At 56.0% G+C, this 25,301-nt stretch carries 11 protein-coding genes; 5 read left to right on the plus strand and 6 right to left on the minus strand.

The genetic code is table 11. The features are described 5' to 3' along the window. Positions 1-11: 11 nt before the first annotated feature. Positions 12-1,532 carry a ThuA domain-containing protein gene (locus tag C5Y96_RS27280; protein ID WP_158261126.1) on the plus strand — a complete coding sequence of 507 codons (1,521 nt, stop codon included), beginning with the start codon at positions 12-14 and terminating at the stop codon, positions 1,530-1,532. 125 nt (positions 1,533-1,657) lie between these two features. After that, positions 1,658-2,515, plus strand: a complete 858-nt coding sequence (locus tag C5Y96_RS07275; protein ID WP_105351454.1) for a ThuA domain-containing protein — start codon at positions 1,658-1,660, stop codon at positions 2,513-2,515. Positions 2,516-2,596: 81 nt separating this feature from the next. On the opposite strand, the gene C5Y96_RS07280 is transcribed toward C5Y96_RS07275, so the two are convergent. Next, positions 2,597-3,565, minus strand: a complete 969-nt coding sequence (locus C5Y96_RS07280; protein WP_105351456.1) for an SPASM domain-containing protein — start codon at positions 3,563-3,565, stop codon at positions 2,597-2,599. Positions 3,566-3,943: 378 nt separating this feature from the next. Here C5Y96_RS07280 and C5Y96_RS07285 point away from each other — a divergent pair, with 378 nt between their 5' ends. Beyond that, positions 3,944-4,288: a DUF4339 domain-containing protein gene (locus C5Y96_RS07285; protein ID WP_105351458.1), complete on the plus strand. Its 345-nt coding sequence runs from the start codon at positions 3,944-3,946 to the stop codon at positions 4,286-4,288. A gap of 6 nt (positions 4,289-4,294) precedes the next feature. Here the strand turns inward: C5Y96_RS07285 and C5Y96_RS07290 are convergent, their stop codons facing one another. The 5 genes from C5Y96_RS07290 to C5Y96_RS07310 all read right to left on the minus strand — a co-directional run bounded on the left by C5Y96_RS07290 (position 4,295) and on the right by C5Y96_RS07310 (position 19,864). Further along, positions 4,295-5,746 carry a DUF1501 domain-containing protein gene (locus C5Y96_RS07290; RefSeq protein ID WP_105351460.1) on the minus strand — a complete coding sequence of 484 codons (1,452 nt, stop codon included), beginning with the start codon at positions 5,744-5,746 and terminating at the stop codon, positions 4,295-4,297. 48 nt (positions 5,747-5,794) lie between these two features. After that, positions 5,795-8,656 (minus strand): DUF1553 domain-containing protein, encoded by a 2,862-nt coding sequence (locus C5Y96_RS07295; RefSeq protein ID WP_105351462.1) that lies wholly within the window; start codon positions 8,654-8,656, stop codon positions 5,795-5,797. Positions 8,657-8,820: 164 nt separating this feature from the next. Then, on the minus strand, positions 8,821-12,615 hold the full coding sequence (locus C5Y96_RS07300) for a S8 family serine peptidase (RefSeq protein ID WP_105351465.1): 3,795 nt from the start codon (positions 12,613-12,615) through the stop codon (positions 8,821-8,823). A gap of 225 nt (positions 12,616-12,840) precedes the next feature. Continuing rightward, positions 12,841-17,823, minus strand: coding sequence for a PVC-type heme-binding CxxCH protein (locus C5Y96_RS07305; RefSeq protein WP_105351466.1), 4,983 nt, complete (start codon positions 17,821-17,823; stop codon positions 12,841-12,843). 346 nt (positions 17,824-18,169) lie between these two features. After that, entirely contained in the window at positions 18,170-19,864 is a 1,695-nt protein-coding gene (locus tag C5Y96_RS07310) for a PQQ-binding-like beta-propeller repeat protein (RefSeq protein ID WP_105351468.1), read from the minus strand. Positions 19,865-20,289: 425 nt separating this feature from the next. Between C5Y96_RS07310 and C5Y96_RS07315 the strand changes: the two genes are divergently transcribed. Then, entirely contained in the window at positions 20,290-24,300 is a 4,011-nt protein-coding gene (locus C5Y96_RS07315) for a hypothetical protein (protein ID WP_105351471.1), read from the plus strand. Positions 24,301-24,457: 157 nt separating this feature from the next. Then, entirely contained in the window at positions 24,458-25,240 is a 783-nt protein-coding gene (locus C5Y96_RS07320; RefSeq protein ID WP_105351473.1) for a segregation and condensation protein A, read from the plus strand. The last annotated feature ends 61 nt before the right edge of the window (positions 25,241-25,301 follow it).

A 25,301-nucleotide genomic window follows, 5' to 3' on the forward strand; every position in this document is an offset into this window, starting at 1 on the left:
GAAACTTGTCTATGTTGCGTCTGGTGTGTTGCGTTGGCCTGCTGCTGAGCATGGCCTCGTTTGTGTTCGCCGAAGAGCCTGCTTTGAATCAACCCCCTAATGGCTTCAAGCAACTGTTCAACGGCAAGGACCTGTCAGGCTGGAAAGGCCTGGTTGCCAATCCGAAGAAGCGGTCCGAGATGTCGCAGGAAGAGATGTCGGCGGCCCAAGCCCAAGCCGACCAGTCGATGCGCGAGCATTGGCAGGTCGAAGATGGCTCTCTGGTTTTCGACGGCAAAGGGCAAAGTCTCTGCACGGATAAAGACTATGCCGACTTCGAAATGTACGTCGACTTCAAAATCAAAGAAAAAGGTGACAGCGGCATCTACCTGCGCGGTAGCCCACAAGTTCAGATCTGGGACCCTGCCAACGAAAAGGGTGTCGGTTCCGGCGGGTTGTTCAACAACCAGAAGAACCCCAGCCAACCGCTAGTTACCGCCGACAACCCGGCCGGCGAGTGGAACACGTTCTTTATCCGCATGATCGGCGACCGCGTTACCGTCAAGCTGAACGGTAAGCTAGTGACCGACGATGTCGTGCTGGAAAACTACTGGGAACGCGACAAGCCGATCTACCGCACCGGTCAGATCGAACTACAGAATCACGGTAACACGCTTTACTTCCGCAATGTGTTCATTCGCGAACTGGTCACGCCAGATCAACTGGCCAAGATCGAAGAAGCTTTGCCCGAGAAGCCGCGCGTCGACCCGAAGCAGAAACACAACGTGCTGGTCTTTACTCGCTACGATGGTTTCCGCCATAGCTCGATCCCTGTGGGTGCGATGGCCGTGAAGATGCTAGGTGAAAAGACCGGTGCTTTCGACGCTCATATTACCAACGACCTGACGCTGCTCGCTCCGGAAACGCTGAAAGACTACGACGCCGTCGTGATGGTCAATACGACCGGTTCGTGGATCAAACCTCGCGACGAGGACATCGCCAAGCTGGCTGCGGCCGGCAAAGAGATGAACAAGGAAGACGCGGAGAAAATGTTCCGTGAAAGCCTGCTGAACTTCGTCTCCAGCGGCAAAGGCCTGGTCGGCTTTCATGCGGCCAGCGATGCGAATTACCACTGGGAAGATTTCGGCAAGCTGATCGGCGGCTACTTCCACGGCCACCCCTGGCACGAAAAGGTAGGCATCAAGGTCGATGATCCTGAGCACCCACTGATGGCCGCTTTCGGTGGCGAGAACTTCTCGATCGTCGACGAGATCTACCAGTTCCGCGATCCCTACTCCCGCGATGCGCTGCACGTGCTGCTTTCGCTGGATGTCGACAACACGAACATGGACAAGGGAGGCATCCATCGCAAGGACGGTGACTTCGCCGTTTCGTGGGTTCGCAAATGGGGTGACGGTCGCGTGTTCTACAGTTCGCTGGGACATCGCGAAGAGATCTACTGGAACCCCCAGATGCTGAAGTTCTATCTCGACGGCATCCAGTTCGCCCTGGGCGACCTCGATGGCCCCACGGCCCCCAGTAACGCCAAATAGAAGTGAACTTTAAGAAGCGACCACAACTGCGCGAATGGGCATCGTCTGAAGGGATTGGTGCCTTATTCGCGTCTTCCGTGGTCCTCTTTCCAGCCAATCTTGTTACTTATCAAGGAATTCCCCTCATGACGTTTCGCTTTGTTCGCCCCTTGCTGGTGATGCTATTCGTCTTGGCAATCTCCGCCACTTCCCAAGCGGAAGAAAAGGCCAAGCTGAAGGCGCTGCTGATCACCGGCGGTTGCTGTCACGACTACCCGAACCAGATCAAGATCATCACGCAAGGGCTCAGCCAGCGTGTGAGCATCGACTGGGACGTGGCCCTGGCCGGTGAAGATCGAATGATCAAGGTTCCCGTTTACCTGAACCATGACTGGATCAAGCCGTACGACCTGGTCGTACACAACGAATGTTATGGCGCTGTCGAAGACGTGGCCTTCGTCGAAGGTATCGTCAAAGCTCACACCGAGAACAAGATTCCGGCGATCTTCATTCACTGCTCGATGCACAGCTACCGCAATGCCAAGACCGACGAATGGCGCAAGCTGATCGGCATGCGAAGCACCAGCCACGAAGGCAAGCACCCGCTGGACGTGATCACCCTGGTAGAAGATCACCCGATCATGAAGGGCTTTCCGCAAAACTGGAAGGTCGAACGGGGCGAGCTTTACAAGATCGAGAAGACATGGGATTCGGCCACGCCGCTGGCCAAGGCCTACGGCGTCGACACCAAGAAGGATCACTCCGTGATCTGGTGCAACGAGTACGAAGGGACCAAGACTTTCTCGACCACCCTGGGGCACTTCAATGAAACGATGAACAACGACGACTGGCTGAGCCTGGTCGCTCGTGGAGTTCTGTGGACCGTTGATGGCCTGAACGAAGACGGCACCCCGAAAGCTGGCTTCGAAGGAACTGGCAAAGTCGAGATCGACCTCAGCACGCCCAACCCCGACAAAGACAAGAGCCCCACCCCGGCGAAGTAAATCGATCTGACTTGGCATCTACGCCAGGCGACAGAAGCTATCCTCAGGCAGCCTGAAATATCAGGCTGCCTCTTTTATGCGCTAGGAAGCTTTGCGCGGCGAGCAGAAGATCGTGCGCGATGCACTACGAGAAGTCGATCGGCCTTCCGATTCGTCGGCAATCTTCCGCAACTGCTGCTGGGGGTATTCGTGGAAGCGTTGTTCCCCGACCGAATCATAGATCGAAATCAACGAAGGCCGTCGCAAGGTGCTGCCCAAACCGGGACAGCCTTGGCACTCGCTTTCGGTGCGGTTTTTTCTCCATGCTTCCATCGACGCCCCTTCCCATAGTCCGCGAAGGGTGTCTTCTTCCAGGCTACCGAAATAAACCCGTTGCCGATGCTGGCCGCTGCAGCCGGTCATTTGACCGCACGCGCCGAATGTCATTACGCGATACGGTTCTTCACACAACTTCATGCCGTAGTCGGCCTGTTGTTGTTCCAGCGAGAACGCACTAGCCCCACCGCTGCGCTGCACGCGGAAGGCCCCCCGCCAACTCAGTTGATCCAAACGGCCCACCAAGTCGATCGACAGATTGCCTTGAGGAATCCGTACGACCAGTTCCGACGACAACTGCCAGGCGCTTTTCACGCGTGCGTAGTATTCGATGGTTCTCAGCCACACTTCCAGCAGGTCCGACAGAAGCTCTTCGTCGGTCGATTGAAACGGCAGCAGTTGGTTACGCAGATCCTTGGGCAGGGCAAACTCGATGGTTGTGAACGCGCGGAAGACTTCTTCCACCTCTTGCCGCATCATCCCCTCGCCACTGGTGAAGAGGACGCGCTGAGGGAATCCGGTCAATGCGATCATACGACCATGGTCGACCAGTTGGGAAAGCTCGCCAGGATCGGCACCGATACCTCGGGCATGTACCGAGTGGATCGAATCAATCTGGCGGCCTTCCGAGAGAATTTCGGACAAGCGATCCGGCGTCATCATGACGCGCCGTGGACCGTTGGCGTCAATGAGATGAAGCGACAAAATCCATGGATCATACTTCAGACGGGTCATAGCCTTCGTGAACTTCCCTGTTTCATATATTCGCGATCGTCACCCTATTTCACAGGTGTCGCTCGCTTGCTCGAAGCCACCCCAACGGGACGACCGTGATCATATGGATACTGAACTGGGGGTGTTGCTCAGGCCAATGGTGCTTCTTACGCCGAATTTGGAGCGGTGGAAGGCGCGAAACCAGATGATTCCCTTTTCCCCCAAACGAAGCAATATCAACTCTACTTGTTCCTCCTAGAGGTGCTATCTTCGCTAGCAGGTTAAGAGCAGATGAATATCAAATGAAGTCGATCTAATTTGCAGAACCAAGCGGATCGCCAGGCGTATGTCAATTTGGAACGCTATCGGAAGTGCCCACCTATCCCTCAGGTCACCCCCATGAAGGCGGAACAGATCTTTCAGAAGCTCGGCGAAATCTTCCCAACTCTTAAACCACTACTAGAGAGCAAGAAGAAGAAGAACAAATATCCTGGCCGCGAAAAGCGGAAGACACCGCTGCGCGCTCCAGAACCTCCCAAAGATGCCAAGCCCGACCTGACCGAGTTCTATGTGAAGTTCCCGCCCAAGTTTCAGGAGTCAGGCCCTTTTCGTCTGGCGGAACTCAAAACGCTCGCTCGCGACGGCCTGATAACTGGCGAGACGCATATCCGTACGGACAAAACGTCGTGGATATACGCCAGGAATATCAAGGGGTTGGTCGCCGAAGGGACCGACGAAGAGTAGCCGCGACTACGCCAGGATATCGTGAACAACGTGGCCGTGAACGTCCGTCAAACGGAAGTCGCGACCTTGGAAGTGATAGGTTAGGCGTTCATGGTTCATGCCCAAGCAGTGCATGATGGTTGCCTGAAGATCGTGGATGTGCACTTTGTCTTCGGCCACCTTGAAGCCCAGATCATCACTGGAACCGTACGAGAACCCAGGCTTAACCCCACCACCTGCCATCCACAGAGTGAAGACATCGGGGTAATGATCGCGTCCCAGAACGTTGCTACCGGCCGTGCGTCCTTCACGGAATGGTGTACGACCGAATTCACCACCCCAGATCACCAGCGTGTCTTCGAGTAGCCCGCGTTGTTTCAGGTCTTTGATAAGCGTGGTGACCGGCTGATCCATCGTAGCACACTTGTCTCGTAAACCACCTTGCAAACCAGTCGCCGCACTGGTGCCGTGGAAATCCCATCCCCAGTCGAACAGTTGCACGAAACGAACGCCACGTTCCACCAGGCGTCGCGCGAGCAGGCAGTTGTTGGCCAGGCTCGATTCGCCCGGCTTGGCTCCGTAGGCATCTAGGGTCGTCTGCGTTTCCTTGCTCAGGTCCATTGCCTCGGGCGCGGCCATCTGCATGCGGAAGGCCAACTCGTACTGGCTGATGCGCGTCTCCGTTTCGGGACTCCCCATCCGCTCGAGCTCCATCGCGTTCAGATCGTTCATCGCGTCGAGGGTCACCCGCCGCATATCCTTGCCCATGCCGGCAGGATTATTCAGATAGAGAACCGGATCCCCTTTCGAACGGCACTGTACGCCTTGGTAGACCGACGGCAGGAAACCGCTGCCCCAGTCGCTGTTACCGCCAGCCGGATTCACGCCACTGGAAACAAGCACTACAAAGCCAGGCAGGTTCGCGTTCTCGGAGCCTAAACCATAGGTCACCCATGATCCCATGGAAGGACGCCCCAGCCGTGGCGAGCCGGTGAACAGCAATAGCTCGGCCGGAGCATGGTTGAACTGATCGGTGTTCATGGAGTGGATGAAGCACAGATCGTCGGCAACTTCTTCCAGGTGCGTCAGCGCGTCCGACATCCAGAGGCCGGACTGGCCGACCTTGCGGAACTTATGCGGCGTCCCCATTAGCTTGGGCGTGCCTTTGGTGAACGCGAATTCTTTGCCTTCGAAGAACTCGGCGGGGCAGTCTTGATCGTTGTGCTTGATCAGTTCGGGCTTGTAGTCGAACAAATCGAGATTCGGTGGCGAGCCGGTCATGTGCAAATAGATCACCGACTTTGCCTTGGCCGGAAAGTGAGGCTGCACCGGAGCCATCGGATTGCTTCCCGACCGCTTGGCACCACTGGCCACGCCACCCAAGAGCGAACTGAGCGCGAGACCACCCAGGCCAGCCTGACACTGCGAGAGGAAGTATCGACGCGTAATGTTCTGCAAAGGTCGATGGAATGGATTCATCGTTTTCTCTCGTTCGATTTATTATCTCGAAGGACGGCCTTCGGGGCGTTATCGGTTCAGCGTTTCGTCCAGGTTCAAAAGCACGTTGCCCATGATGGTCCAGGCAGCAAGCTCATCGGCAGTAGCACCTTCAGGCAGTGGGCCCAGCGGATCGGTTGCCAGCTTGGTCGCTTCCTCAGGCATCGCCGCGTACTGAGACTTGGCCAGCTCGTACAACTGAACCAATCGCGTCTTCTCCTGGTCGCTCGGAGGCCGTTTCAAGACACGGCGGAAAGCGTCGACGACCTTCTCTTCCAAGGAAAGATCTTTCTGCTCCCAAACTTTGCGTCCGAGGGCCTGAGCGGCTTCGATGTACACGGGATCGTTCAGCGTCACCAACGCCTGGAGCGGCGTGTTGGTCGTGATGCGGCGAATGGTACAAACTTCACGGCTTGGGGCGTCGAACGTCGCCATCGAAGGATAAGGGGTCGTTCGTCGCCACATGGTGTAGAGGCCGCGGCGGTAGCGATCCTCGCCGGAACTTGTCGTCCAGTCGGTATCTCCGCCGAACGCCGCTTTCAGTCCGAGGTTGGGTCGTGGCGGACGAACGGCTGGACCGTACATCTTTTCGCTGAGCAGGCCACTCGCCGCGAGCGCCTGGTCGCGAACCATTTCAGCCGACAATCGCACGCGCGGTCCACGCGATACCAACTGGTTCCGGGCATCACGTTCTAGCTTCTCTGGTGTTGCCTTGGCCGACTGACGGAAGGCCTGGCTCATTACGATTTGCTTGACCAACCACTTTGTATCCCAGTCGTGTTCCATCAGTTCGACGGCTAGCGTATCCAGCAGCATCGGATGGGTTGGCAACTCTCCCTGCGAACCGAAGTCTTCGCTTGTTTCGACAATGCCAATCCCAAACAACTGCTCCCAATGACGGTTAACGACCACGCGGGCAGCCAGCGGGTTCTCTTTGCTAACCAGCCACTGGGCCATCGAGAGACGATCGGTCTGGGCTGTTTCTGGGAAAGCATGGAAACTGTCGAGCACGCTGGCAGTCACTTCATCGCCGTGCGATTGATAGTTGCCGCGAATCTGAATGTGCGACTTGCGATACTTGTCGTTGGGTAGCTGCTTCATCACGGGCGTGGTAATCGGCTTGATGCCGTCCCGTTTCTTCTCCAGACTAGCGATCCGCTTCTTTTGTTTCTCTAATTCCGGAGAATTCCCTTTCAGGTAAGCAGCCAGTTCGGTCCGGGCCCGCTCGTCCATGCCGTCGACCGATTTCGGCGGAATGAACTCGGCACTCGGATTGAAGGGGGAATCGACTCGCCCAGCCCACACCGGCTGACGATTCTCGTCGAGAATGATCACGCGGCAAGACGTCATTCGATTGAACAGGTCACCGTCGGTGCGGTTCCAAATCACGACCTTATCGATCGTGGTATTGGCCCCCAGATCAACTTCCCACCAAGGATTCTTCTCTTGCTTGGTGTGGGTCGTGCTCATCGCTCCGGCAAAGTCGCCGTTGGTATTGCCATCGATGGCCAGATTCGGCGGACCGTTGTAGTCGACGCTGCTTTGGGATGCCTTGCCCTTGATGGCAACGTTGTTTTCGCCAGAAAAGACCTGCACCTCGGCGATGTGCAGAAAGCCACTGTCCGAGACATTCTCGACGCGTACATAGCGTCCCACGTTCGGCACATTGTCAGACAAAGCGATGTCGGTCGAGTTTTCCAGAATCGTCTTCAGCTTCGCTTTTGCTTCTTCCAGTTGCGACTCGATACTGGCTTTCTCTGCTTTCTGCTCTTCAGTAAACCACGAATGCAACGGAGCCTCGTCGCCGCGGTCGGCGTCTTCGGTTTGATTGAAGATCGCGAAGAACTCGAAGTATTCCTTCTGGGTGATGGGGTCGTACTTGTGCGTGTGGCACTGGGCACACTCCATCGTCAGCCCCATCCAGGCCTGCATCGTCGTGTTCACGCGATCGACCACAGCCGCGTTGCGGAACTCTTCGTCGTTGGTCCCCCCTTCGGTGTTGGTCATCGTGTTGCGATGAAACGCTGTGGCAATAATCTGCTCTTGGGTTGGATCAGTTAGCAGGTCACCGGCAAGTTGCTCGATACTGAATTGATCGAACGGCTTGTTCTCGTTGATGGCTTTGATCACCCAGTCGCGATAGGGCCAGATCGTGCGAGGGCTATCTTTTTCATAACCCATTGAATCTGCGTATCGGGCAATGTCCAACCAGACGCGGGCCCAGCGTTCACCGTAGGCAGGATCGGCCAGCAACCGATCGACCAGCTTTTCGTAAGCTTCGGGGGAGTTGTCGTTGACGAACGCTTCGGTTTCTTCGATCGACAAGGGGAGACCTGTCAGGGCAAAGGAAACGCGGCGTGCCAGGGCGTACTTATCCGCTTCGTCGTTGGGCGTGAGCCCTTCTTCTTCGAGTCGTTTGAGAATGAACGCGTCGATGTCGTTCTTTACCCAGTCTGCTTTTTCGACTTTAGGTGGCGTGTGCTTCTTGGGAGCGGTAAAAGACCAGTGTGGCGCATAGGGGGCCCCCTGCTCGATCCACTTGCGAATGAGCTTCACTTCCCGATCTGACAATTGCTTGCCGATCTCGGGAGGAGGCATGCGAATCGACTCGTCGTCGGTGATGATCCGAGCCAGCAATTCGCTTTCGTCTGCCTTGCCAGGGACGATCGCTATCAGGCCACTATCAAGTTCGACCTTGGCATCCGCTTCCAGATCGAGGCGCAGCCCGGCCTCGCGCGATTCAGGATCGGGGCCGTGGCAATGAAAACACTTGCCAGAGAGGATTGGTCGAATATCGCGACCAAAATCAATATCGTTCTCGTCGGCCACCGCTGTGGTTGTCAGCAATGCCAAGGAGATTAAAGCCATGTAGGCGCAGAAAACCGATTTCATAGATCACCAGAAGGAGGCTATGTAGGCAGGCAGGGAGTCTTATCTCAACCCAAGTGCATTATTTCTCAATTCGGGCAAAACGGCAAGATTCGATCACCCCACAGCGGGGAGAATTCGTTTTAATAGCGAATAATTCCCCTTAACCCCCTCGTTGATCTCGACTCTCAGTTTGGGAGGTACGCCTCTCGTTTGCGGAGTTTTCGCCACTTTTCCTCGTACTTCTCGGCGAAGTCCCAGCCTAATTCAGCGTAGATGTCGCTGCGTTTCTTGTACAGCAACAGGTTCGTCGGATCGTCGGCGATCAGCTTGTTGAGCAGTTGCAGTGCTTCGGCCTGACGATCGAGGCGACGTAATCGCCGCAAGTGAAGAAGAGCGTACTTCTTATCGGTGGTATCGACCCAGCTCTCAAGATCACCATACGCTTTCTCGAACAACTCGGCTCGCTCTTTGTCGTCTTTCGGTTCTTTGCGGATGTCTTTGTTCTCGGGATGTTCTGGATCATCCATCGGCAAATCCATATAGGCAATGGCCCGGGCCTTGCGGTAAAGCGCATCGATGATCGTTTCCTTTAGCTCGGTCATCTCCTTCATCTGCTGCTTTTCTTTGTCGGTCTCGGGATCGCGGCGCTGGGCGAAGTAGCTTCGGACCTTGCTAACCGGGATCGCCTTGAGCAGTTCGTCGGCTGACTCCACCACTTCCGGCAGATGATCCTTGCGATCGTTCTCGTCCAGCAAGATCAACTTGGCCTGCAGCAGGGGGACATGTTTTTTCTTTTCCTTGTTCAGTTGGCTGAACAGCTTATCGAATTCCTTCTTCTGCTTCTTATCTTTCAGCGTTTTCAGGTATGCCAGCTTGGTATTGAAGAGCTTGTCTTCCAGGGTTGGCTCATCCTCCTTTGGCTGGTCAGGTGTTTCCAGCTTGGGTGTCGGCTGCGCGGCAACCACGTACTGAAGTGGAAAACCGCCAGGTCGTCGGGCATCGCCACCCAACTTGGCGTCGGGATCGCCAAACTGAATTTCCCCAAGCAGCAAATCTCCTGGCGAGGCCTGCTTGGGCAAGTCTTTCGGATTGGTCGTCAGGAACACCGGAAGCAGTTGTCCGGGACGTAACCATGTCGAACTGAAACTACCGGACTGTTCCACGGCATCGGCATGCGTATCGAACGTGCGAATCCCTGGCCCGCTGATCTTGTAATCGAGCCAGATCGGCATGCTTTCCAGTTCCAGGACTTTTTTGCGATCCTCTTGGCGGAAGAAGAACGTCAGGGTGTACTTCCCCTTATCGAGTGTCGCATCGCGTCCGCCCGATCCGGTCTTTATGACCCGTTTGTTGGCATCGTAAATCACATACACACCGCCGGAATAGCGATCATAGCCGTTGGCCCAAATGATCGGCTCTGGCGTAACGGTCGACTTTTCGCTTAGCGTGAATTCGTAGGTCAGTGTGATGCCGTAGTTCAAACGCTTGCGAGGAAACTCATCTCGCTCGGGATCGAGGGCTACGACTTCACTCTTTACTGGAAGCAGCGTCTTGCGCAGCTTCTCGAACTTGGCGCTGGGCTTGATCTGCACCGGCGACAGGCTCGACTGAACATCGATCCGATGAATCGGGTTCGTACCATCCCAGGTCAATTCGGCTGGGCTAGGGATGATGCCATAGAAGGTCGCATCCAGCTGAACTTCGGTTTGACCTAGCGTCGACCAGTACTGGGCCAGGGTCATTTCCAAGGTTTTCCCTTCAGCCACGGCGAAACTTATTTCGGTGACCTCATCCGGCTCGACCCGCAGGAAGCTTTGCTTTTCGATCGTCGGGAAAGCCCGGTCTTCCAGACGCTGCAATGCATGAAACACGTACAGCTTGGTATCGTCTGCCTTGGTGGGCTTCATACGAACGTTCACCCAAGTTGCTCCCATAGGGACTTCGATAAACGTGCGGTCGATTTGACCTGGCTGAAGGTGCAATGTCGTTTGAAACTGGGTCGGCGTCTTCTTTGGCGAAGGAACCAACACGGTAATTGGCACGCGGAAACGCGGTCCCATTTCAGGCCGATCGGCAAAGTAACCTTCGACCGATGCAAAGTGCGCACCCGGTTTCAGGTTTCGGGGATCGACTTCCATCTTGAAAGTGCGACCACCATGGTTCACGTAAAAGTGCTCAGGGATCTTCACCCAATCGGCGTCGCACTTGAGGAAGAACTCGGCGCGATAGTCCGCGCGGGGGCCGAACTTCGCGTCTTCGTTGAACTGCGGATCGACCTCGACGGTTACCTCCTGGACGCGTTTGACTTCCTCTGCTTCGCGGAGGTAGACACCCCGTCTGGTACGCATGCCTGGCAAAGTAACTTCATAGCGAACTTCTGGTTCGACATCATTGCCGTGATTTTCCAGCCAGTCGAAGGCTGCATCGACCTGGATCAGACCGTGTCCGTTGGCCCAGACGGAACCAGTTTCTAGCTTGCGAGCGGTGTTTTTGATGGCCAGTTTGACCGATTCCGGAGTGTAGGCGATCTTCTCTTGCTTCAATCCACTGAGGATCAGCGCGACACCGCCACACGCGTTGGGAGAGGACATCGACGTCCCGTTCATCAGGCTGCCTGGTGAGAGGGACCAGCGAGAAACAGGCGAAACCGCCGCACCGGGGGCTGTGATATCGACACCCAGATCTCCATCCATCGTTGGCCCGCGTGAGCTCCACGTGAAAGGTTTCTCCGCCAACTCTTCACGTACCGAAAATGCCGTGGACATCAGTTCCGGCGAGACATACGCCCCGACACCGAGAATGGCTGAGGTCGTTCCGCCTGGGCCGCCGACGGTGCTTAACGCAGGGCCGCTATTGCCGGCGCTGGCCACGAAGATCACGCCGTAGCGATTCACGATTTCGGAGAACAAACGAGCCGTTCGCCCAGTGCTCCATTCTGGCGAAGGACCACCGTAGCTCATGTTGATCAGGTCGCACTTGTTTTCCAGCACAGCAATCAGGCCTCGGTCTTCACCAATACCAGTCGAGTTCGACCCGAGACGCGTGTCGCCGATCTTCACGGAAACAATCTGTGCCCCTGGGGCCACGCCGTTGAGTTCCGGCGATTCGGGATAGTTGGCGGCGATGATCCCGCCGACGTGCGTACCGTGCGTGCCAGCATCGCAAACGATGCTTAGCACGTCGCCGTCCTGGTAGATATTTACGGCAAACGTTACCAAGTCGACTTCGCCAAAGGTTGAGTACTGACGCTTGACCTTGTAGTTGGTCATCAGCTTCTCGTCGCTCAGGTCGCCGTCTTCGTCGGTGTCGATCGCGGCCTGCCACTGCTTGCCATCGTTGAAGACCACGCAGTCGTAGATGGGACCTGGGTCGTTCCAGTTCTCGCCCAGCTTGGTCAATTCTTTGATCCGAGCTTCGAGTTCCTTCTTCTGCTTCAGCTTCTCTCCCTTGGGCTTGGGATTGGCCTTGTTGAATACTTCCAGCTCGCGAGTTAGCTGTTCGATCTTTGCGCGAACGGCTTCGTCCCACGGCTTACGGTTTTCAGACCTCAAACGCGGAATAAGACTTTTTGGAAAGAGCTCATAGGCCGGCTTCATGCCGACGCGAAAATCACCACTGGGGTTTTCCCATTTCTCGGGAATGGTCAGCTTGCGCCCCGTGAGTCCTTCGATCTGCCCTTCTTCCACTTTGCGGATGGTCGTCGTACGGACGTCTCCACTGCCGGTGGCATCGATCATGTCAATGATCTTAGGCTTGCCATCGGAAGTGACCTGCAGGCCTGGCGCGGCCGGATCGCAGCCGGTATCGAAGACGGCGACAATCACATCGCGGCCATCAAACTTGCGGTGCTGTTTCAGATAGCGGGTCGCGCCGATTTCCTTCTTGGGCAGCAAGTCGGCTGTCGGGAAAAACGCGTCTTGAGCCAATGCAGGGGCACAGCAAGAGACCAACAAAACAACGGCAAAGCAGAAACGAATCATGGCTGGCTTGGGTTGAAGGATGATCGCAGGTCGAGAGAGGATGCAGCGAGAGCCGCATATTCTACGCAAACCCTCTATTCTAGGTCGTAAGTCACCCTGGGGCGAAGGTGCTGAATGTAGAAAATTCCGCAGAATCGATAGAAACCCAACAAAAAGGCCGCGTGAACGGCGATGTTCACGCGGCCTTTAAGGAATCAATCGACCCGCACTTGTGTGCGTGGGACGTTATTTCTTCTTCAGGGTCGAGATGTAATCGACCACATCCACCAGTTCCTGAACCGTCATCAGCTTCTGCAAATCGTTCGGCATGACAGAGATAGGAAGCTTGCGGATCTCTTCCACTTCATCCTTGGGGATGGTACGGGCAAGCCCTTCGGCATTGGTGATCGTGATCGAATCGGCCGTCTCACTGGTCTTCAAACCGGCGATCGCCGTCCCGCTATCGGTCAGCACCGCCCAGTTTTCGTAGTTGTGGCTGATACCGGCACTTGGATAAAGAATGGCCTCGAACATCGCTTCGCGGCTCAGCTTCGAGCCGATTTCGCTCAGGTCAGGTCCGACTTCCTTTCCTTCTTTGTTAACGACATGGCACTTATTGCAAGTTCCTTCGGTGGTAAAGACCTTCTTGCCGTTATCGACCGACCCTTTCATCTTGACCAGCTGATCCATCGGAGGCAAAGGCTTGTTGTCCTTGGATGGCGGCTGCGGGAAGATCTCGGCGGCTTGACTGCGAACATCATTCCACACGGCGATCTTCAGCGGAGCGGCCGCGGCCTGCATCAGTTCGGGATCGAGCTTGCCGCTCTTGGCCAGTTCCAGCAGTTGCTTGGCGGACTTCTCGTTATTGGCCAACCCCTTCACCGCAGCGCGGCGAACTTGCAGATCGGCCTTTGAGTCGTCCAGAGTCTTGCGAAGCCAGGCATTCGCTTGACCACTGCTGCTATTGGAAATCGCCGTCGTGAGTGCAAGCTTTTGTTCTGGCGTACCAGAAGTCAAAATATCGGCGAGCAAGTCGTTCTGGCCGCGTCGCAGAAGTACATCGGCGGCAGCGACACCAACAGCCGATTCAGGCTGAGCGATAGCCATCTCACGGAGCTGGCCGTAGTGCTGCTTGAGCTGAAAGCGATCGACCAATTCGACAAACATCGACGTACCAGCCAGCTTGGCCAGTGCCTTCTCCATGGCGGCAGCCGACTCGGGGTTGCTGGCGTCGTAGTTCTTCAAACGCTTGACCGACTCCGAGATGATCATTGTTTCGGCAGCATCGTGTCGCGTGCCAGCGAAAGCCAACGCAGCGACGGCGCTATCGACGCCTTCCTTGTTCGGCTGGAAGTCGAGAGCTCGGAAGTAACGAGGCAGCTTTTCAGCCGAGTTCTTTTCATCTTCGATGATCGAAGCCAGCATCTTCGGTGTTTGCGTCGCACGGCTTCGCCAGACGACATCTTTCTCGGCGTCGGTATCAATGTTGCCGCCGATGGCCGTCAGGTACGCGGCCAAGCGGCTATCCCAGTGCAGATCAGCACCAATGCCGAGAGCTTCGAGATACCAACGGTCTTTGCCATCGTACTGTTTGGCCAGTTCGGCCCATTGCTGCGAAGCCTTGTCGCTGCCGTCGAAGCGGAGTTCGATGGCGGCACTGCGAAGCACCTGAGGATTCTTGTCATTCAGGACCTTCGCGACGACATCGGTCGCTGGAATCTTCAACTGGTGTGCCAGGCGTAAACCCACAATCCGCAGGTCGGGGTGGTCGGAAGCCAACGCTACGTCGACGTACTGGCTCCCCTTCCCTTCGATCTTGCCCAGCAGCCATAGCAGGCGAGCTTTTTCCCGCGTATCTTTCGCCGAGTCAAAAGCGGCTTTCAAAGCGGCTTCGGCCTGAGCACCTCGCTGGTGCAAGTTGGTCCAAGCCATGTAACGGACCGAAAGACATGGATTGTTGAGGGCCTTGATACAACCTTCCACCGTGGTGAAGTCGAACTTCGGCACGATGTACTTGGAACCTTCCGGAGCAACGCGGAACAAGCGACCACGATCGAGGTCGCGCTGCCCATGACCACCGACGCCTGGATCGTACCAGTCGCTGACGAAGATCGATCCATCCGGGGCCACACAGACGTCGGCGGGGCGGAACCAGTTGTCGCGGGCACCTTGCAAGATATCAACCGATTCGGCCGAGAAGCCTGCTCCGTCCTTCTTCACCGGGTAAGCACGAACGACACTTGGACCGGCATCGCAGTGGATTACCTGGTTGTGAAAGACCTTGGGCAGTAGATTGCCTTCGTAAACACAAATCCCGGTAGGTGAACCGGCACCCGTTTGCAGAAGGTTCGGCACGACGCCTGGGTCGTTCAAGTGCCAGTGCTGCAGCGGAACCTCGGTTTCCATGTTGGTACGAGGATCGCGCCAGCCGGCACCGGTCATTTCGTCGCGATAACCAAAGTTACCGTACTCCATCACATAGTTGATACGTACGCCGCGGTTGCCGTCGTCGTCGTTGTCGCTTTGCCACAGGTTGCCCAGCGAGTCGACGGTGACTTCATAGTTGTTGCGGAAGTTGTGCCCGAGGACTTCGAATTCACTTCCGTCCATATTGCAGCGAAACGGCATCCCGCCGAAATAAGGCTTGCCATTATCAACCACTTCGTTGCCGGCCAGATCGACGACGATCTTGCCATTGGCGTCGTAGACATGTTTGCCGGTGTTACCGACGTTCCAGTAAAGCTTGCCGTCAGGTCCAAAGAGAAAGCTGTGGGCGGAGTGGTCGTGCTGAGGCTGGCCGGTGTTGGTAAAGAGAAGTTCTTTCTTCTCGGGCTTATCGTCGCCATTTTCATCGGTAAAGACGAAGACATTAGGTGCCACGGAAACAATGACCTTGTTCCCCAACACGCAAATCCCCATCGCCGAATCGATGTCGCGGCCTTGGTAATACACCTTGGACTTCTCGGCCACTCCGTCCCCATCTTCATCTTCCAGAATGAGAATCCGATCTCCTTCAGGGCGGCTACCGTTGTTGCCGCGGTAGTTCATCACGTCGCAGACCCAGATGCGTCCGCGGTGATCGATATCGATGTTCGTCAAGCTCTTCAGGTCTGGCTCAGAGGCTGCTAGTGTCGCTTCCAATCCTGGATAGACATCGAGATTCGCAACAGCACTTTCAGGATCGCGTCCTGCGCTGGCAGCTTGTTCGGAAATGTTGCCCGGGTTTTCGGTGTAGACGGCAAACTGAACCGACGTATGCGACCCGCCATTCTGATTGGTCCCGCCGTTGTCGAGCGCCCCCTTGGCGACGAAAGATGTGTAGCCTTCGGGCAGATCGTATTCGATCACCGAATTGGCGTGCGTGCCGATGCCGTTCTCTTGGAGCTTGCCGTTCACCATCAACGGTGTGCCGTCGACGTTGCGGTTCTTATTGACTTCGCGCCAGTCGGAAGTCGCGCGTTTCCAGTTAAGATCGGTCAGCTTCTTTTCGCCACTGGGACCAACCAGCTTCGGTTCGATCCAATCGGCCCAGTCGCAACTATAGCCGTTCCCGCCGTCGCTAACGACGAGAAACAGCTTCTTGGCCCCTTTCAGGTCGACCTTAATGTCGACCTGATGCCCCGGGGTCGCGGTGGTGACGACGGGGCTTTGAAACAGGGGTTTCACGTTGTTCTTAGAAACCTTTTTCGCCGTTGGCTTCTTGGCTTCCTGCTTCTTCGGTTGTGGTTTCGGACCGGGAATGAGCCCTTCCATGTCGTCACGCGACAACGAGTGCGACTCGACACCGTTCTTAGGAACCTCTTCGTGACTGATCCACACGATGGCGTTAAGCGCCACTTTGCGGAAGTTAGGATCGGCCCAATTCCAGTGGAAGTGACCACCCGTGAAACCAAAACCACGGCCACCATTTTCACGTTCGGAAGCCCAGGCAACATGCTGCGGCTGACCTTTCATCGCGCGAACATGCTGATTGCCGCTGTGCGGACCATCGGGTCGGCTGAGCGTGCTTTCAGGTGGAATGGCGGTCAGAATTGGGGTGACCCCTTTCATGTCGTTTCGAAATCGCATGTTGTAGTACCACTCGTCGTTGATCTCGAATGGCTCGACACCGTTGGCAATGGGGTGATCGGGCAGCTTCGCGAACGAAGCGGTCCAGTGCGGGTTAACGCTCCACCAGGTTTCAAAGTAGCCGCCGATCCAGTCGACAAACTTGTCGCCTGGCTCCCCCTTCGGAGTTTCCACGCCGTAGTGGATGCAGGCCAGGCCAACACCTTGATCCATAAGCTTCTGGAACTCTGCCAGGTGAGGATTCAACAGGTGGCGTTCGCCGCCATCGCAATAGACAACCACCGCGTCGGCGTTGTCGAATGCGGTCGGGTCGTCGGGCCAGCCACCTTTGTAGATCGAAGCCTCAAACTGTGGCATGTTCTCGGTCAGTGCCAGCATCAGCAGTCGGCAACCAGCGACGTGTTCGTGATCGCCCCAGGCATGACTGGGAGTTCCAGGAACGAAGACGACCTTCTTCTTGCCTTCCTGCAACGGAAGACGCTTGAGCATGATGTCTTTGAACTGGACCTTCATTGGAGGACCGGCGTGCAGTTGCAGGGCCAGAATACCGCTGGTGCGCGAATCCTTTTCGCCTTCGTCGATCACTTCGCTGAAGACTTCGCCGTTGATCTTGTGGATCAGGTGATTTCCTTTGGCGATGATGTGGTAGTCGTTCCAGTCTTCCTGCTTGATCTTGTCTTGCAGGTCAGCCGATTCAGCGAATCGTTCCTTCTTAGGATCTTTGTTGCCGTCATGAACGACGGTCTTTTCACCGCGCTGGGCAAGAATACCGCGCCCCCGTTCTTCGTAGTTGATGCCGCTGTAGGTCGTGCCGCTATCGATGTCAGCCTGATACCCTTTGACGACGTGGTTACCCAGGTCGGTCGAACGATACTGAATACCGGAGTTACCACCGACGATACGGTACTTCAGTTTCAGTTCGAAGTCATCGACTTTACCCTGATCCCAAATAATGAACGTGTTTCCCTTGGTAGGGTTTTCCGGAGTCGTCGTCCCGGTGATTGCGCCTTCTTCGACGCTCCAGAATGTATCGATGCCGCTCCAACCGTTGAGCGTCTTGCCATCAAAAATAGGCTTGAAACCGGCTTCGTCCGCCGATGCGATATTCGCGGCGGCGGTCACCATAAAGCCGACCAAGAGCCATGCCAGATGCTTAATCATGAGAGTGTGGTCTCCTGCATTCATGAGGTAATCGGGTGCGTGTCGACAGCCGCGCGCGGCTGATGAGAAGTTTGCGAATGTGGGGTGCGTTCGCCAGGTTGGAGGAAAGTGTGCGATCAGTGCAACCCTTCCGAGGAACGAACGTGCGGCTGGACAAATGCTAGTTTAGCGGGGAAGAAGCGAGAAATGCACTAGATCGTGCCTATTTCTGCCCCCATTTTGAAAAATGCCCGCCAGCTTTCAGTGCCTAAGGGGCGATACGCTTCCCTACTTGGCAATAAAAAAGACTCGCCACCGAAACGGTGCGCGAGTCTTTCTATGCTACTGATTCACGTGAACGAATTGCTTAGTTACCAAACGGATCGTTCATGCCGGCTCCGCTGCCTGAACTGCCGAACGGATCGGAGCTGGCACCACCACCGCCAAACGGGTCGTTGGAACCACTTCCCGAGTTACCACCGCCGAACGGATCGGAACTGCCGCTTCCAAACGGATCATTGTTTCCGCCGCCACTAGGTGGACCAAATGGATTGGCGTTTCCACCACCGCTACCACCAAATGGATCGGCGGCAGGTGTACCGCCACCCGGAGCGGCGAATGGATCGGCAGCCGGAGCGCCACCACCTGGGGCTGCGAATGGATCGACAACCGGTTTGTCGGTCCCGGTGTCCCCTTCTTCCTTCGTGTCGCCTGGGGCGGCCTCTTGTCCACTGACCGGTGCTTTCACGTTGACGTGCACCATCGGATAAGGATGGGCAGCCGATCGCAGGACAACGAGACGACCTGTCTTCGATCCGATAATAATCCGATCGGTCTCACCATTGGTGTAGAAGAAATCGTAGCCGGATAAGTCGAGCGTTCCGATCTGAGCACCTGAGTTGATATCCAACATGATCATGTTGTTGGCATGATCCAGGGCATAAACGTATTGGTCGTTTGCCGCCAGGAATTTTTCGACACGTGGAACGAACCACTTCACGCCACCGTCTTCGATTCCCAGCTTGTAGAGACCACCTCGTTGCAGAGCCACGAACACGGAATCGCCGATGGCAATTGCCGATGTATCGATTGGCTGCCCACACGAGAACCGCCACTGCACGCTACCATCGGGAGCATAGATGCAGTAAACGTAGCCGGTCTCGGTGGTGAAGAACAAACGCAGCGGACCTTCCGCGCTCGGAGGTGCGAGGATCTGGCCGCTCGATTCGATGCGATAGCGAACCACTGGGCGATCAGCGTAACCCACGTAGAAATAGTCGCGATCGGTAGCCCAGGCAACCGAATTCCTGGAAGCGATCATTGGCTTATGAATTCTACCCAAAGACTTGTAGCGAGGTGTCAAACGTGGACCACCTTTGAAGTCATAGGCTACGACCGTACCATCAAGCAGCGGTACGTATGCAAATTCGTTACCGACGACCGGCCCAGCAATCGGAACTCCTTCCAGCTTTCGGGTCCAGACCAACTCGCCGTTGCTGCGAAGCAGGCAACTAAGGGCGAAGTCATTGATGGTAAAGACAAACTCGTCGTTGGCATCCGCCATCGGCTGAGGATACCCACGATGCCCATAGACCTTCGACCATTCCGTACGACCGGTGCGTCCGTTGATAGCCATCAGCATGCCGGCGTCGCTTTGAGCCAGGAACGTTACTTCCGGAATCTCCAGGCGATCGACGACTGGCTTTTCTTTGCTTTGATCGAGGCGCGCGACATACTGATCGGCCTTGGCTTTGGCACCTTCTTCACCCAGAGGTTGACCGAGGATGCTCAATTCATTCGAGGCAAACGTTGCAGTCCGCCCGTTGTGAGTCACCTCGAAAACGACCAGTGGGTTCTTCAGGCTGACCACCTGGCGGAAAGTTTCGATCTCCGAACGATGCGGATCGATCGGCAATTGGCCGGTCCACATCTTCTCGAGTCCCAGTCGCTCTAGCTCCAAAGGAGAGAAGTTTCGCGGACCAAGTTGAGCCATCGCAGGACTCGCAGCCATCACGAGCATGGCAAATAGGATCAGCCGCGTAACGCATTTCTGAATGTGCATAATCGTCTTGCTTCCTTGGGCCGGCCTGAGTTGGTCCGACTTTCTTTGTGGAAACTACTGCCAGATAAGATCCTTCACTACCGGAAATAGCAGCGAGGATGGATTTTAGATTTTTAGGTCGAGGAGAACGCCGACAATGCGTCCTCTTCAAGCATAACACTCGATTAGGAAATACCTTGCCGAGTTTTTTCATCTTAATTCAGATCCCCGGAAGCGTCACGTTTTCCCCCAGGATTTCGCCAAAACCTTGTTTTTCCTCGTTTCTAGAGGTTCCGCATCGCCTAGACCCCATCGTCACTGGGCTCTACCATGAACTTCTGCGGGAGAATCAGCCACTCTCGTGAGGGGAAAGCAACGCTTATCGCACGAGTAACAAACCAGCCCCCTCCTGTTAGGGGCTCGCATTCAATCATAGTGGACGGTTCATGGGCGATCGAACTGAAGAGAATGTTTTGCTCGAGAAAATACTCGGCTACCTCAATTTCTCTTCCGGAGACTTCGATGCACGCTTCGCCACAGCGATGGACCATCTGTTTCGCCACGATGCGAAATCTGAGCCAGACGTCCCTATCTGGCAATGGTCGAGGATTGGGCAAACCCTGAAAGAGGGACTCACTCGGCTGAAGACCAGTTCCGCGGCGCTTAACCAAAGCTCGCAGGCCGAGACGGCTCTCCATTATATCTTTGACGTCGTCCTGCCAGGATACCTGGAGTTCCACCACGATCTGCTGTTTCACCAGAGCGGCGAGAGTCTGTTCTCTCCTTACTTCGTGGTGCGAGTAGCCCAGGTTGTTCTGACACAATCCTCCGAGTGGGAAAACGAGCCCCGCGTTCTCAAGAACTGCCTGGATCAACTAAACGACTACATCGGACATCGTCCCGTCCCGGCGCTCGAGACCCGCAAGACTGAACCGTACGCTCACGAGTATTGCCGTCCCATCCCGATTTGGCTGAAAGGGGCCGGCGCATGCCAGAGTCGACATCAAGAGATCGTCGAGAAGACACTGGAACTGCTCGCCAATACGGCTCCCGATATCTTGCAAGATGCGGGATTCGACCCCGCCAAGCTCGTCGAACTGGCAATCGACCCACGAGCCTACGACTTCGAGCATCCCGTTAACAAGCGGCCAAACTATCAGTTTGGTCAGTGGGACCCCGACAGCATCGACATGAGCGGACATTACAATCGCTTTGTCGTGCAGCAAGTCACGTTGGAAGCATTGACGGATCGTGTTGATCGCAACCCTCCGGAAAACCTGAGCCACGACGAGCTCGTTTACGAAGCGGCAGCCGTTCTGGCAGGTGTCATCCTCATGGGGGCCGGTATCAGCGGTAGCGGACCTGGTGCATACTCTTCGGAAACCACTCTATCGAAGCTGGTTCCCGTCATCGCGAACTACCGTGACCGTTTCTACAACCAACTGCTCGACAACTGCCCCGAGTCAATGACTCAGAGGCTCAACGAAGAATCGATCCAGCGGCGTCAACCATTCGGGGCCGCTCGCCAGCACTTGAATGCTTACCTGAGCAATCGCCGAGCAAAGCAGCTCGCGCACGTTCGTCTGGCACTGATCTTCTCGCGGATGGGTTATCCCGACGCGGCAGGCAAGCAGGTCGATATCGTCCCTACTGCATCCGCTCGGATGCAGTGCCGGATCGAGTGCTTCATCACGCTGGCCCATCAAGCCATGCGTCGCGGCGAGCTGAACGAAACGATCGAGTACATTCACCGGATTGTCGATCGTCTGCACCGGGCGATCGAATGCGGAGCGATCGTCGACCCCTGGAACATCCTGGGCTTCGATGGCCAGTTCAGTTTGTTCCCCGCGTATGAAAACAGTGTCCGCGATCATCGCGTCGACGACTTGGCCCGGATGATCGAACAGATCTTCGACCTCATGTCCCAGGCACTCAGCGAAGCGGCCGTTCGCGATGACGAAGCCGTTCGCTCGAAAACGGCCTGGGCATTCGAAGAGTTCAGCATGTGGTGGCATCAATTCGCCACGCACGAGCTTTCCAGCGTCGACAGCCCCAGTGGCGACGAGGCGTTCGCAGCCGCACGACGTGTGGCCGACGCCCTGCGTCTGTGGCACAAGGCCGGGGCGGAAGCTGGCGACATCGCGTTCTGGTCGCCGCACGTCGAAATGTTCGATTCCCCCAAGGCGTACGGCCTGGTGGTTCAAGCGCTGCTCGAACGAAACGACTTCGTCACGACGATGGCACTTTTGATGAACTGGTTGGAGCAGGCCGATGAGATCCCCCTGCATCATCTCGATACGTCGTACTTCAGCATTGCGACACAGTGGATTCTGACCCTCCAGAAACATCGCGAGTCATTGTCCGATACACCTGAGAATCAGGCCGAAACGTGGCAGATGCTGCAGCGGTTCATGGACTTCCAAGAAGCGAACGCCGGCATCTACAACCGAGTCCCCGGCTGGTTCTCGAAACAAGCCAAGAAAGGCCAGTTCGACGAGGAACTCGACGCGTTGTTCCAAGGGGAAGAGCCAAGCGAAGAGGACGACATCTTTCAGGCTGCCTACGAAGACGTCACCTTCACCGACAGTACCGACGATGGCAACGAAGGCGCGATCTTCGAAGGAGGATCGAGTTCGACCGAGTCGAGCGAAGACCTGCAAGCCGAATCACGCCGCGTCAACATGCACATCTCCTTTCTGAGCTGTATCGCCCAGCAGTGGCAGATGGCCGCATTCCAAGCCCTGCGCACCAATGGCGAGCCGGTCGTCATCGAGAAACTGCTTCAGTGGCGTGAGCAGGCGATCACCAACTATCGTGAATTGCTGGAACTGCTGCTAGTCGTGAATCAACACCAGCTAAGCGATATCAGCGGTGACCACCAAGAGATGGTCGAATACGATCGTCAGCGGGCCGTCAAAGAGTTTATGCTCGAGCGGATTATTATGACGACGGTGAGCACTGCTTCGGCAGCTCGAATCCTCTCGTCGGTTGTGGCGGCCGTTGCCCCAGAGCACAAGCAGTCGCTTGATAATCTTGAAAAGGAGATTGGTGCCGAGCAAACACTGGCCGTCGATCTGTTGGCTGCAATCCTGGCAGGCGATGCCGAAGCAGTCCAGCAGCACTTTCCACCGATGCTCAATACGTTGAAAGATAAGCCGCTGCTCTATGTGCCGATCTCGAAGAGAGGTGGCCCACTACGGATTGTCTCGACACGCGTCCGCCAATCGACCATCCGAGAGCTGCTGCACTGGCTACCACGAATTGGACAATACGACTTCTCGCGTCAGATGCTCGACACGGCGCGAAAGATGGAAAACGACAACCCGATCGGGCCCGGAGCCATTACCGAGTTCGACGCGTTGTTTGAAACCGGCTTCCTGGCGATCATCGATGCGGTCGTGGCTTCGTCGGAAAGCTGGGAAGTCGCCAAGGAAGGTACCTCGGAACTCGACAACGCTCTGGTCGAATGCCTGGAACATGTCACGCAAAACCTGTTGATTGTGTGGCTTAATCATAGCCGCACACTGCGGTTGTCGGCGGTCGAGAAGTTTTCCGACCCTGGCCAATGGAAACTTGTGCAAGCTTTCATTCAGCGGTACGGGGCCGACCTGTTCACACAACACTTCTTCAATCGCGGCAACATCCGCAGCATTTTGCATGGCGGCGTGGAAACCTGGATCGAAAAGGTTCGCCAGCAGTGGCCTGAAGACAACTGGCCTTTGTTCATTCAGGCCATGGGCACGAATATCAATCGCACCGAAGCGATTGCCTGTTTCAGCATGGTACTGGAAGCCGTGCTAGAGAACTTTGCCGAGTACCGCGACTACAACAGCACGACCACGCAGAGTGACCGCGGCGAGTACTTATACATGTTCCTCGACTTCCTGCGCCTACGGACCGCGTACGATCGGGTCTCGTGGAACCTCAAACCGATTGTCATGACGCACGAAGTCCTGGTCCGCACTGGCCACGCCGAAGCCGCCCAGATGTGGCGCAAGGCCTTGGCCGACCGCATCGAGGACGAAGCCGACAAGTACGTGAAGAAACTGCGTGAGCTGCAGCGCGAGTACGCCATGCAAATGCCCACGGTTGCCGACCGCATCAAGGAACGCTTCGTCAGGCCATTGGCCGTCGATCGTATCTGCTCGCTGGTCGAACAGGCAATGACCGACATGGGAAGCGAAGACGCCAACACGGCCTTCAAACTGCTGGTCGACGAGGCAGAAGCTTTAGTTGAAGAGCCCAGCGGCGTGGGGCTCGATATCCCGGCCTGGCTCAAGGCCTTGGACGAAGAAGTGACCAAAGTCGAACTCGAAGCTAGCTTCTCGACCGAAAACGAAGCCTGGCAACCTGGCGAAGCGATTCCGCTCAGGAAACTTTCGCTGGAAGAAGTTCACGATCAAATCGACAGCTGGACGACCCATTTCCCTTCCGGTGGAGACGACGAAGAGGAATAATGGAACAGTCCCCTCAGCGCTTGTCCCCTCGCCCCTTTGGGGAGAGGGCTAGGGTAAGGGGCTGAAGCGGGTACATGGGTCGCCCCCTCACCCTAATCCTCTCCCCCGCTGACGGTGCAGAGGGGACCAGATGTCGTAAATCTACAGGTACGCAACCATGAACTTTCGAGTTGAAATCCCCATCTATCGTGGGCCGCTCGATCTTTTGCTGTACCTGGTTCGTAAGCACGAGCTCGATATCGTCGACATCCCTATCGCCCAGGTAACCCAGCAGTACCTGGCCTATCTCGATATTCTCAAGGCGATGGACGTCAACAGCGTGGCCGACTTCCTGGAGATGGCCAGCACGCTTATCGAGATCAAATCGAAGCTGGTCCTACCGCAAGTAGAAGACACGGACGAAGAAACCATCGACGATCCACGCGAGCAACTCGTCGAACGCCTATTGGAATACAAGCGATTCAAAGACGCAGCCAGCTTGCTGGAAGATCAAGGACGCAACTGGCAGCGGCGTTTTACCCGCATTGCTGATGACCTTCCCCCGCGGAAGGTCGATATGGCCGATCAGCCGATCAACGAGGTCGAACTGTGGGACCTGGTCAGTGCGCTTAACCGCCTGCTGAAAGATAGCAAAGCCCAACAACCGACCAATATCGTTTACGACGACACCCCGATCCGTGTGCACATGAAAGCCGTGCATGCGCGGATTGTTCAAGAGGGAAAGGTGCGCTTTCATACTCTTTTTCCTCCAGATGCCGCCAAGACACGCATCATTGGCATCTTCCTCGCCCTACTAGAGCTGATCCGGCACTATAATACGCTGGCACATCAGGACGAGGGAGAAAGCGAGATCTGGATTACCGCCGGCGAAGGATTCACGGCCGAAGTTCATTTCGAAGATGTCGACGAATACGAATCGGGAAAAGCATCGACGGAGTGAACCTGACTTTGCGATGGAACGTCCTTCCCTTCCTCGATCCATGGCAACTCGAATGGGAGCG

It is taken from the genome of Blastopirellula marina, assembly GCF_002967715.1.
Taxonomy (GTDB): Bacteria; Planctomycetota; Planctomycetia; order Pirellulales; family Pirellulaceae; genus Bremerella; species Bremerella marina_B.